The 11,967-nt window shown below is 59.3% G+C and carries 7 protein-coding genes and 1 pseudogene; 6 read left to right on the forward strand and 2 right to left on the reverse strand.

What is annotated here, in order from left to right; genetic code table 11:
- Positions 1-267 precede the first annotated feature (267 nt).
- Positions 268-1,392 (forward strand): YCF48-related protein, encoded by a 1,125-nt coding sequence (locus tag GRX76_RS18305; RefSeq protein ID WP_160154596.1) that lies wholly within the window; start codon positions 268-270, stop codon positions 1,390-1,392.
- A 13-nt stretch (positions 1,393-1,405) separates the two neighbouring features.
- Positions 1,406-3,844, forward strand: coding sequence for an RND family transporter (locus GRX76_RS18310; RefSeq protein WP_160154597.1), 2,439 nt, complete (start codon positions 1,406-1,408; stop codon positions 3,842-3,844).
- Positions 3,845-3,951: 107 nt separating this feature from the next.
- Here GRX76_RS18310 and parC read toward each other — a convergent pair whose 3' ends face one another.
- Positions 3,952-6,201 carry a DNA topoisomerase IV subunit A gene (parC, locus tag GRX76_RS18315; protein ID WP_160154598.1) on the reverse strand — a complete coding sequence of 750 codons (2,250 nt, stop codon included), beginning with the start codon at positions 6,199-6,201 and terminating at the stop codon, positions 3,952-3,954.
- 222 nt (positions 6,202-6,423) lie between these two features.
- On the opposite strand from parC, the gene GRX76_RS18320 reads away from it, so the two are divergent.
- From GRX76_RS18320 to GRX76_RS18335, 4 genes and pseudogenes are all read left to right on the forward strand, one after another.
- Complete coding sequence (locus GRX76_RS18320) at positions 6,424-6,876, forward strand: DUF2214 family protein (protein ID WP_160154599.1); 453 nt, start codon at positions 6,424-6,426, stop codon at positions 6,874-6,876.
- Positions 6,877-6,893: 17 nt separating this feature from the next.
- Positions 6,894-7,499, forward strand: a complete 606-nt coding sequence (locus GRX76_RS18325; RefSeq protein WP_160154600.1) for an ATP-binding cassette domain-containing protein — start codon at positions 6,894-6,896, stop codon at positions 7,497-7,499.
- The gene (gene fetB / locus GRX76_RS18330; RefSeq protein ID WP_160154601.1) at positions 7,496-8,302 is read left to right on the forward strand and encodes an iron export ABC transporter permease subunit FetB; all 807 of its coding nucleotides are present in this window, start codon (positions 7,496-7,498) and stop codon (positions 8,300-8,302) included. The genes GRX76_RS18325 and fetB overlap by 4 nt, the downstream gene beginning before the upstream one ends.
- Before the next feature lie 22 nt (positions 8,303-8,324).
- Positions 8,325-9,917 (forward strand): annotated as a pseudogene (locus tag GRX76_RS18335) (phytoene desaturase family protein); the annotation flags it as partial.
- 89 nt (positions 9,918-10,006) lie between these two features.
- Here the strand turns inward: GRX76_RS18335 and GRX76_RS18340 are convergent.
- Positions 10,007-11,944 (reverse strand): aconitate hydratase, encoded by a 1,938-nt coding sequence (locus tag GRX76_RS18340; RefSeq protein ID WP_160154603.1) that lies wholly within the window; start codon positions 11,942-11,944, stop codon positions 10,007-10,009.
- Between the last annotated feature and the right edge of the window lie 23 nt (positions 11,945-11,967).

The following is an 11,967-nucleotide window of genomic DNA, read 5'->3' on the forward strand; positions in this document are numbered from 1 at the left end:
TTTTTTATCCTGACTTTTATGACAGTGAACATAATTGGACGGTAGTCTATCAACACTCAATTCAGGATGCCGTAACAATCTGGCCTGTTGCGCAGGAATCTGTGACTCCTGACCACCGAAAATTCACAGCCATTTCGAGAGATGACTTGGTCGCGGGCGAGAACGACCCTGCGGGCTCGGATAATGATTTGGCGCGAATGACATATCGAGTCGCGAATCCGCTACCAGATAATCGGGCGAACGAATAATAAACACGCAAAGCGACTTATGAGACTTTCAAGACTTTCTATCCCCCAGCTTCTGCTGTCGGCAATGATCGCTGCCCAGCCCCTGGCCGCCAGTGCCAAGGTCGAGCTGCTGCAAACACCGGCGCTGCAGAGCAGCCGCGCCGCCCAAGGCGTCATCACCAACCTGTACCCGCTGGACGCCGGCTACCTGCTGACCGGTGAGCGCGGCCTGTTGCTGCAGTGGCAGTCCGATGGCCAGTGGCAACAGCTGGATTCTCCCGTGAGCGTAGGCCTCACCTCGGTCGCAACACTCGCCGGCGGCAGTGCCGTGGCGGTGGGCCACGACGCAGCCATCCTGCACCGGGTCCGCGACGGTGCCTGGCAGAAGGTGTTTGACGGCTACGACCTCACCCGCTTGCAGATCGCCGCACTGGAGTCGCGCCGCGACCAGCTGCAGCAACAGATCGACAACCCGGAGGAAGACGCCGATATCGACGAACTGGGTTACCAGCTGGAAGAGCTCGAATTCGCCCTCGAAGACACCCAGGCCGAACTGGAAAGCGGCCCCAACAAGCCGCTGCTCGATGTCGTTGCCGCCAGCGACCAGCGGCTCTTCGCCACCGGTGCCTACGGCACCCTGTTGCGCAGCGATAACGGCGGCGAAAGCTGGCAGCTCGCCAGCGCCGGTCTCGACAACCCCAACCGCTTTCACCTCAACGCCATCACCCGCGGTGCCGATGGAAGCCTGTATATCGTCGGTGAGAGCGGTACGGGCTTTGTCTCCCGCGACAACGGCGACAGCTGGGCAGCCATGGAACTGCCCTACGACGGCAGCCTGTTTGGCATCGTCAGCCAAGCTGGCTCCCGCAACCTGGTGGCCTTCGGCCTGCAGGGGCATGTGCTGGTTTCCCGCGACGATGGCAACAGCTGGCAGCACCACCAGCTGGATGCCGGTGCCAGCCTCCTCGGCGGCACCATCGATGACCGCGGTCGCGTCGTACTGGTGGGCCACGGCGGCCTGGTCGCCAGCTTCTCCATCGCGCAGCCCGACGACATCACCGTGCGCAAACACCCCTCCGGTGCGGCATTCTCCGCAGTGGCAGTAGAGGGCGAGCAATTGATTCTGGCGGGCCAGTTCGGCGTCACCGCCTGGAACATGAACTGAGGTAGCGGCAAGCATGAGCAATACAATTCCGAACCAACAAGCTGCTGCACCGGCCTCCGGGGTACAGGCATTTTTCGAATCTCTGGTGTTCGGGCAGCGCGCGCTGGCGTTGTCTGTACTGTCCCTGTTACTGGTATTCCTTAGCTGGCAGGGCCTGCAGGTGCGCCCCGAAGCCAGCTTTACCAAAATGATTCCCGGCAACCATGAGTTCATTAACAACTACATGGATTACCGCCAGGAGCTGGCGGACCTCGGCAACGTGGTGCGCATCGTGGTGGAGAGCAAGCAAGGCGACATCTTCACCCCTGAATTCCAGGAAGTGCTGAAGCAGGTCACCGACGAGGTGTTCTATGTCCCCGGAGTGAACCGCGACGGGATGAAGTCCCTGTGGACACCCAACGTACGTTGGCAGGAAGTCACCGAAGAGGGATTTGTCGGCGGCGCGGTGATTCCCAATGGTTACGACGGCAGCGAGGCCATGCTCGCGCGCCTGAAGGCAAACGTGTTCAAATCCGGCCAGGTTGGCGTGCTGGTAGGCAACGACTTCCGCTCCGCGATCGTGCTGGCGCCGCTACAGGACGTGAACCCGGAAACCGGACTGCCGCTGGATTACCGCGAGCTGTCGGATTTCCTCGAGCAGAATGTGCGCGACAAATACAGCAGCGACCAGGCACAGATTCGCATCGTCGGCTTCGCCAAGGTCATCGGCGACCTGATCGACGGCGCGGTGCAGGTAGTGCTGTTCTTCGTGCTCGCGGTGTTCATCACCTTCGCCCTGCTGTGGCTCTACTCCCGCTGCCTGCGCAGCACCTTTGCGGTACTCGCCTGCTCCATCTTTGCGGTGTTCTGCCAGCTGGGCGTACTCAACCTGCTGGGCTACGGCATCAACCCCTACTCCATGCTGGTGCCCTTCCTGGTGTTCGCTATCGGCGTCAGCCACGGGGTGCAGATCATCAGCGCGGTGGTCCATAACACCGTACAGGGTGCAGACAAACTGACCGCGGCCAAACTCGCGTTCCGCTCCCTGTACCTGGCCGGCATCACCGCACTGGTGAGCGACGCCATCGGTTTCACCACCCTGATGGTGATCGACATCGGCGTCATCCGCGAGCTGGCCATCGCCGCCAGTATCGGGGTGGCCGTGATCATAGTCACCAACCTGGTAGCGCTGCCGATCATCGCCAGCTTCGTGGGTGTCTCCAAAGGCGGTATCGCCTATGCGCGCGCGCAGCAGGACAAGGCCTCGCTGGTGGAGCGCCTGTTCGCCCGCTTCGCGCACCCGCGCCAGGCCAAAGCGATGCTGGCCATTGCCCTGATCCTGTGCGGCGCCGGCGCCTACTACGCGCAATTCATGAAAATCGGCGACCTCGACGCCGGTGCCCCGGAACTGCGCCCGGACTCTCGCTACAACCGCGACAACGCCTACTTGGTGGAAAACTACAGCACCAGCACCGACGTGTTCGTGGTAATGGCGAAAACCGAAGCCGAGCAGTGCGTCGCCTACGGTAATCTGGTGTGGATGGATCAGTTGTCGGCCCACCTCAGCAATGTGCCGGGTGTACAGAAGGTCACCTCGGTGGCGGATGTCTCCAAGTTCGGCAACTTCGGTATGAACGAGGGCTCGCTGAAATGGTACGGACTCAACCGCAACCAGTTCATCACCAATGCCTCGGTGGCCAAAGCACCGGAAGGCCTGATCAATTCCGAGTGCACCATGGCGCCGGTGCTGGTGTTCCTCAACGATCACAAGGCGGAAACCCTGGATCGCGTGGTCGCCGCGATGCGCGCTTTTAACGCCGAGCGCACGCCGGACTCGGTGGAATTCCTGCTGGCCGCTGGCAACGCCGGTATTGAAGCCGCGACCAATGACGTGATCGAAAAGGCACAAACGGAAATGCTGATCTGGGTCTACGGCGTGGTCATCGCCCTCTGCCTGCTCACCTTCCGCTCGCCGCGCATTGTGCTGGCAGTGGTGCTGCCGCTGATGCTGACTTCGCTGCTGGGGCAAGCGCTGATGACGCTGATGGGTATCGGCGTGAAGGTCGCCACCCTGCCGGTGATCGCCCTCGGTGTGGGCATCGGCGTGGACTACGGCATCTACATTTTCAGCAAGGTGCGCGAAGCCCTGGCACAAGGCAAAAACCTGGTGGAGTCCTACACCTATACCCTGCACCAGACCGGCAAGGCGGTGGCCTTTACCGGTGTCACCCTCGGCATTGGTGTCGCCACCTGGGTCTTCTCACCGATCAAGTTCCAGGCCGATATGGGCCTGCTGCTGACCTTCATGTTCCTGTGGAATATGCTCGGCGCGCTGATCCTGGTACCGGCCATTGCCTGGCTGCTGCGGATCGACAATATGGCTGCGAAACCAGTACCGGCACCGGCGGCGACACCTGAGCCAAAAGCTCAAGTGGCCTCCGAGAAAGCGAAACGGAAAGTAGAGCCGGCCTGAATCCAAATGCGATAAACAAGTGAAAAATAAACGGTAAATAAAAAGGGCAGCCAATTGGCTGCCCTTTTTATTTGCGGTGAAGCTTACTCGGTGTCACTGCCGGGAGTTTATTTTTCCTGCACTTCCACTTTATCCACCTTCTGGAAACCGCGCGGCAGTTTGTTGCCGCGGCGGCCCCGCTCTCCCTGATAGTGCTCCAGCTCGGACACCTTGATCTTGGTGTGGCGCTTGCCGGCGTGGACCAGCAACACATCGTTGCCTTCCAGCACCGCAATACCCACCACAACTTCTTCCCGGCTGGCGGCGCGGGCGGACGGGATATTGATGATCTTGTTGCCCTTGCCTTTGGACAGCTGCGGCAGTTCCGTTACCGGGAACACCAGCATGCGGCCCTCGCTGGTAACGGCGGCGAGCAGTGCAGACTCGGGATTTTCGATTTCCTGCGGCGGCAGTACCCGCGCGTTTTTCGGCAGGCTCAGCATCGCCTTACCGGCCTTGTTGCGGGACTGCAGGTCGGCGAAGGTGGCGATAAAGCCATAGCCGGCATCGCTGGCCAGCAACACTTTCTGGTCGTCGCCGCCCATCAGCAGCCCCTCGAAAGTGGCGCCGGATGGCGGGTTGATACGGCCGGATAGCGGCTCGCCCTGGCCCCGCGCGGAAGGTAGTGTGTGCGAGGCAATGGCGTAACTGCGCCCGGTGCTGTCAAGCAGCAGCGCCGGCTGATTGCTCTTGCCGCGAGCGGCGTACTTGAAGCCGTCGCCGGCTTTGTAACTGAGCGACGTGGGATCGATATCGTGGCCCTTGGCCTGGCGAATCCAGCCCTTGTCAGACAGCACCACGGTGATCGGATCTGAGGTGAGCAGCTCGGTTTCGCTGAAGGCTCTGGCCTCTTCCCGTGCGACGATGGGCGAGCGACGCTCATCACCGAACTCATCCGCAGCCGCCAGCAGTTCTTTCTTGATCAGGGTCTTGAGACGACGCTCACTTTCCAGGGTTTTGGTCAGGGTATCGCGCTCTTTTTCCAGCTCTGCCTGCTCACCGCGGATCTTCACTTCCTCAAGGCGCGCCAGCTGACGCAACTTGGTGTCGAGCACATATTCCGCCTGCACATCGGAAAGCCCGAAGCGCTCCATCAACGCCGCCTTGGGCTCGTCGTGGGTGCGGATGATCTCGATCACTTCGTCGATGTTGAGGAAGGCGATCAGCAAACCATCCAACAGGTGCAGTCGCCTTTCTACTTTGTCGAGGCGGAACTGCAGACGACGGCGAGTGGTGACGGTGCGGAAGCTCAGCCATTCGGACAGGATCTTGTCGAGGGACTTCACCTGCGGGCGACCGTCGATGCCGATCATGTTCATGTTGACCCGGTAGCTCTTCTCCAGGTCGGTAGTGGCAAACAGGTGATTCATTACCTGCTCCAGGTCCACCCGATTGGTCTTGGGCACGATCACCAGGCGCGTGGGGTTTTCATGGTCCGACTCATCCCGCAGGTCGCTGACCATAGGCAGTTTCTTCGCCTGCATCTGTGCGGCAATCTGCTCCAGCACCTTGGAGCCACTGGCCTGATAGGGCAGCGCGGTGATGACGATGTCGCCATCTTCCTTGGTCCACACCGCACGCATTTTGACCGAACCCTTACCTGTCTCGTACAGCTTATGCAGGTCGCCACGCGGGGTAATGATTTCTGCCTCGGTGGGCATATCCGGGCCCTGGATGTACTCGCACAGCTCGCTGACCGTAGCCTTGGGGTTCTCCAAGAGATGTACGGTGGCATCCACCACCTCGCGCAGGTTGTGCGGCGGAATATCCGTGGCCATACCCACGGCAATACCGGTGGTGCCGTTCAGCAGGATATTGGGTACCCGCGCCGGCAGTACCGCCGGTTCGTCCATAGTGCCGTCGAAGTTCGGCTGCCAGTCGACGGTGCCCTGCCCCAGCTCGGACAGCAGTACCTCGGAGTATTTGCCCATGCGGGATTCGGTATAACGCATGGCCGCGAAGGACTTGGGATCGTCCGGGGAGCCCCAGTTGCCCTGGCCGTCCACCAGCGGGTAGCGGTAGCTGAACGGCTGCGCCATCAGCACCATCGCCTCGTACACGGCGCTGTCGCCGTGCGGGTGGTACTTACCAATCACGTCGCCCACGGTACGTGCGGACTTCTTGTATTTGGCGGTGTTCTTCAGCCCCAGCTCGCTCATGGCGTAAACAATGCGGCGCTGAACCGGCTTCAGGCCGTCGCCGATATTGGGCAGGGCGCGGTCGAGGATCACGTACATGGAGTAGTCCAGGTACGCCTTCTCGGTATATTCCGCCAAATGCTGGCGTTCGGATGCTTCGTAGACTGAGGGCTCGGTCATACTGCGAGAGTCTCGTTATTTTGCTCGAAAGAGCCGGATTATGGCGGAGAGGCGCAGCCGGTTCAAAGGGCGACGCGAACCCACCGCACAGCGCACCGCAAATAGGTGGTTTTTTGTACAGAAGTCAGTGGGTTTATGGGCCCCGGCAGGTTACCGCCGGCTCCATCTAATACGCAGCTGTGATAACGTCTCCTGAATCGATAAAAATCCATGGGAGCGGTTATGCCCGCACTGTTTGCCTTCCTGCACCATCTGGCCTTCCTCGCAATGACCGCGGTTCTTACCATGCAACTGGTGCTGCTGGGGCAGCAATTCACATTGCAAAATGCACGCAAGATTCGTATCGCAGATCGGGTACTGGGTGCTTCTGCCACGCTGCTGCTGGTGGTGGGATTTCTGAGGGTATTCGTCTATGAAAAAGGCGCTAGTTATTATCTTCACAACAGCGCCTTCCACGCAAAGCTCACCCTCTTTGCCATCGCCGCCCTGCTCTCTATCTACCCAACCATCCAGTTTCTTCGCTGGGGCAGAACGCTTGCCCAGGGGCAACTTCCAGCGATCAGCGATCGCCAACGGCGCTGGATGCGAATCATCGTGCATACTGAACTGACTGCTATTGTTGCGATGGCGCTTTGCGCTGCGCTCATGGCCAGAGGTATCGGTTACTTCGGATAAACCAGCGGACCGATAAATTGCCAGCACTTTCCCTTCAGCGCGTCAGTATCGGCGCATTGCAAAGTATCGATCTGGAAATCGCGCCGGGGGAAATCGTCTGCCTGTCGGGCGCATCCGGTTCCGGTAAGAGCCGACTACTACGCGCGATTGCCGACCTGGAAATGCATGACGGTGAAGTGCAACTGGGAGACACCGGACAAAGTGAAATGCCAGGTCATCGCTGGCGCGCCGCCGTAATGCTGGTGCCCGCGGAAAGTGCCTGGTGGCATGACACCGTCGGCGAACATTTCGCCGGGGAGCCCGAGCAATACCTGCAGCAACTCGGCCTGAATGCTGACACACTGACATGGCGGGTCGAGCGCCTGTCATCTGGGGAGAAGCAGCGCTTGGCACTGGCACGGGCGCTATCCCGCAAACCGTCCGTCCTCTTACTGGATGAACCCACCGCGAACCTCGACAAGGAAAACACCAGCCGAGTAGAGTCCTGGCTGCGCGATACTATTAGCAAACACCAGCTCCCCACCCTGTGGGTGGCCCACCACGAAGACCAAATTGCGCGCGTGGCGGACCGGCACTTCCATATCGCAGGCTCTCGTATTGAAGGCCGAGAGGTGACGCCATGAACGTCATTGCCCTTACCTGGTGGCAACTGGCACTAGCGGCCGCAATGGTAATAGCCCTGGCCGCCTGCACATTTGCCGCGCGCCTGGGCATTGGCAAAAGCCTGCTGATTTCCGCGGCCCGCACCGCGATACAGCTCACACTGGTGGGGTTGGTGCTGGAAGTATTGTTTTCCGTCAGCAGCCTGCACTGGGTGGCATTGATGGGGCTCGCCATGTTGTTACTCGCCGGGCGCGAAGTAGTTGCACGGCAGAAATATCGCCTGCGCGGAGGTTGGAGTTTTGGCATCGGCACCCTGTCGATGTTTATCTCTGCGTTCGCGGTTACCGTGCTCACCTTGACCGTGGTGATCAACCCTACGCCCTGGTACACGCCACAATACGCAATTCCGCTTCTAGGCATGTTGCTTGGCAATACCATGACCGGCATCGCCTTGGCACTCGACCGCCTGACGGAAAGCGCGCGCCGTTCTCGCGATATCATCGAAAACCGCCTGATGCTCGGGGAGCCCTGGCAACAGGCTTTGGGAGAATTCCGCCGCGAAGCCATGCGCGCGGGCCTGACGCCGATCATCAACGCCATGGCCGCGGCCGGGATTGTCTCGCTGCCAGGTATGATGACCGGCCAGATCCTCGCCGGCACCGCACCGGCGCTGGCGGTGAAGTACCAGATACTGATTATGTTCACCATTGCCGCCGGTACCGGCTTTGGCACCTTTGTGGCAGTGACGATTTGTGCACGCAGATTATTTGACGGACGCGAACGATTGCGACTAGACCGATTACGCAGCGAGGGAAGCGCCTGAATCGGCAACAAGAAAATTACAAGAAGTAGAGAAGATAATAATGAACGATTGCTTGATCATCGGCGGCGGCCACAACGGCCTGGTGTGCGCCTGCTACCTCGCAAAGGCCGGCAAAAAAGTAACCATTCTGGAGCGCAGGGATATCGTCGGCGGTGCCGCGGTTACCGAAGAGTTCCACCCCGGGTTTCGCAACTCTGTCGCCAGCTATACCGTCAGCCTGTTAAATCCCAAGATTATCCAGGACCTGAACCTGCACAAGCACGGCCTTCAAGTGAAGCTGCGCCCGCAGAATAATTTTTTCCCACTCTCCGACAGTGGCAGCCTGTCGTTCCATAAAAATCCGCAGGATACCCTCGCGGAAATTGCGCGCTTCTCGGAAAAAGACGCCGCTGCGCTGCCCGCCTTTTATGAAATGCTGGAAACCGTGGCCGATGTATTGCGAGAAGAACTACTGCGCACACCACCGAATGTCGGCGGCGGTTTCGCGGACCTGATCCGCGCGGGCAGCTTCGGTATGCGCGCCAGAAAGCTCACCATGGCACAGCGCCGCGACACCCTAGACCTGTTCACCAAAAGTGCCACCGATGTGCTGGATGCATGGTTTGAAAACGACCACGTAAAGGCCGCGTTCGCGTTTGATTCCATCGTCGGCAACTACGCCGCCCCGAGTACCCCGGGTTCCGCCTACGTACTTCTGCACCACGTGTTCGGCGAGGTCAACGGTGAGAAAGGGGCCTGGGGTCACGCCATCGGCGGCATGGGTGCGATTACCCAGGCCATGCTAAAAGAAGCCGAACAACTGGGCGTCGAGGTGATTACCGGCGCCGAGGTGGAAGAGGTATTGATCGAAGATGGCCAAGCCAAGGGCGTGCGCCTTATCAATGGTGACACCCACCGCGCGCACAAGGTGATTGCCAACGTGGGCCCGAAACTGCTGTTCGGCAAGTTGATCGACGAACAACATCTGGACCCGGAATTCCAGCGCCGCGTGCGCGGCTTCAAGGTCGGCTCCGGCACCTTCCGCATGAACGTCGCCCTGAAAGAACTACCCGACTTTACCTGCCGCCCCGGCAAGGAACTGCAACCGCACCATCAGTCCGGCATCGTCATCGGTCCGAGCATGCAATATCTGGAACAGGCCTACCTGGATGCCAAGCAGTTCGGCTGGTCGAAAAAGCCGATTGTGGAAATCCTGATCCCGTCGACTGTGGATAACTCGCTGGCACCAGAAGGGCAGCATGTCGCCAGTCTGTTCTGCCAGCAGTTTGCGCCGCAGTTGCCCGATGGCAGAAGCTGGGATGAAGAGCGCGAGCAGGCGGCGGATACCATCATCGATACCGTCACCGAATACGCGCCCAATTTCCGCGATGCCATCATCGCCCGCCAAATTCATTCACCGCTGGACCTGGAGCGCAAGTTCGGACTCATAGGCGGGGATATTTTCCACGGCGCACTGGGGCTGGATCAGCTCTGGAGCAACCGTCCGTTTATGGGGTTCAGTGATTACCGCACGCCCATCAAGGGGCTGTATATCTGCGGCTCCGGCACCCACCCCGGCGGTGGAGTGACCGGCGTGCCAGGGCACAATGCGGCGCGGGAGATTTTGAAGGATTGAGATTTACCCGCTACGGGAAAGTGAACAATGAAACAAGCAGCGGGCACCGATCACGGCGCCTGCTGCGGATACTTTAACGACTTTACCTTCTATAGTTTTTCATTCCTGACCTTGTTGATCAGTCCCCCGGCAATGACTGTCGATACTTCCTCTTCACTCATATCATGCGTAACGTTCAGTGACTTACCATTAGCCAGCTGCACAACAATCTCCCGTCCCGCTTGCAGCTGCTGGGTGATGTTCTCCAAGCCCAGTATGTCTCCCTGGTTCAGGCGCGCGATATCCGAAGGCTTATTGAACAGCAGAGGCACCACGCCGAAGTTGATCAGGTTGCGGCGGGCTATGCGGGCCATGGAGACGGCAATTACTGCTCGCACTCCCAGATAACGGGGAGAAATGGCGGCGTGTTCGCGACTGGAACCCTGGCCGTAATTTTCACCGCCGATCACGAAGCTATTCCCATCCAGATCTTTTGCCCGCGAGTAAAAAGTTTCATCGATACGCGAGAAGGTATAGTGGCTGATGGCAGGAATATTTGAACGCAACGGCAAAATATCGGTTCCCGCAGGAAGAATTTCATCGGTGGACACATTGTTGCCAGTCTTCAATAAAATCGGCCCGTCGATTTTGTCCGGTAAAGGCTCGAAGTCTGGCAATGGCTGAATATTGGGACCTTTTTCAAGCTCTACCGGAATTTCATTACTGGTGTCCTGCGGAGCCAATATAAGTGGGCGCATATCATTGAGTTTTTCCGGCTCGGAAAAGATTGGGTAATCCATATCCATATCGCGGGGATCGGTAATTTTGCCCATCAGCGCACTGGCGGTAGCGGTTTCCGGGCTGCACAGGTAGACCTGGTCTTCCTTGGTGCCGGAACGCCCGGGAAAGTTACGCGGCACGGTACGCAGGCTGATGCGTCCACTGGCAGGGGCTTGCCCCATGCCAATACAGCCGTTACAGCCGGTCTGGTGCAGCCGCGCCCCGGCCTGCAGCAGGGTGTTCAGGTCGCCACTGCGGCTCAGTTCTTCCAGTAGCTGGCGGCTGCTGGGGTTGATATCCAGGGATATTTCTTGCGGCAAATGCCTTCCCGCCACCATTTTTGCGGGCACCGCAAAGTCTCGCAGCCCCGGGTTGGCGGAGGAACCGATGTAGCTCTGGTAAATAGACTTGCCCGCCACCTCGCGTACGGTCACCACTTTTCCCGGGCTGGATGGGCAGGCAATCAGTGGCTCCAGGGTAGAGAGATCGATACTGTCGTGGGCATCGTAACTGGCGCCCGTCTCCGCCTGCATCGGGACAAAATCTTTTTCCCGGCCCTGCTGCCGGAGAAAAGCCCGCAGATTGTCATCCGCGGGGAAGACACTGGCGGTAGCCCCCATCTCCTGGCCCATATTCGCAATTACGTGGCGATCCATCGCCGTGAGATTGGCGAGGCCGGAACCATAATATTCAAAGATTTTGTTCACGCCGCCTTTGACATCGTAGCGGCGCAGCATTTCAAGAATCACATCCTTGGCACTGACCCACGGCGGCAGCTTGCCGGTCACTTCCACCCCAACCACTTCCGGCATGGTCAGCGAAAAGGGCAACCCGGCCATGGCCAACGCGACCTGCAGGCCGCCAGCCCCCATTGCCAGCATCCCCATGGAGCCAGCAGCGCAGGTGTGGCTGTCAGAGCCCAGCAGGGTTTTGCCCGGAATGCCAAAACAGGCCATGTGCACGGCGTGGCTAATGCCATTGCCCGGGCGGGAAAACCAGATGCCCCATTTTCGGCTGGCACTTTGCAGAAACAGGTGATCGTCGGCGTTTTTGAAATCTGCCTGAATCAGGTTGTGATCCACATACTGGGCGGAGACCTCGGTCTTGACGCGCGGCAACCCCAACGCTTCGAATTCCAGCATCACCATGGTACCCGTAGCGTCCTGGCACAGCGTCTGGTCAATCTTGAGCTGCACTGCCTCACCGGGTTTCATGTTGCCACTGACAAGGTGTTGCTCGATCAACTGGTGGGCGAGGTTTTTGGCCATAACGATATTCTCCGGATCATCAT

The organism is Microbulbifer sp. ALW1 (genome assembly GCF_009903625.1).
GTDB lineage: Bacteria > Pseudomonadota > Gammaproteobacteria > Pseudomonadales > Cellvibrionaceae > Microbulbifer.

Bases quoted from the DNA above. Each gene is read 5' to 3' on its own strand.
- GRX76_RS18305 (WP_160154596.1), top strand. From the start codon at position 268: ATGAGACTTTCAAGACTTTCTATCCCCCAGCTTCTGCTGTCGGCAATG.
- GRX76_RS18310 (WP_160154597.1), top strand. From the start codon at position 1,406: ATGAGCAATACAATTCCGAACCAACAAGCTGCTGCACCGGCCTCCGGG.
- parC (WP_160154598.1), bottom strand. From the start codon at position 6,201: ATGACCGAGCCCTCAGTCTACGAAGCATCCGAACGCCAGCATTTGGCG.
- GRX76_RS18320 (WP_160154599.1), top strand. From the start codon at position 6,424: ATGCCCGCACTGTTTGCCTTCCTGCACCATCTGGCCTTCCTCGCAATG.
- fetB (WP_160154601.1), top strand. From the start codon at position 7,496: ATGAACGTCATTGCCCTTACCTGGTGGCAACTGGCACTAGCGGCCGCA.
- GRX76_RS18340 (WP_160154603.1), bottom strand. From the start codon at position 11,944: ATGGCCAAAAACCTCGCCCACCAGTTGATCGAGCAACACCTTGTCAGT.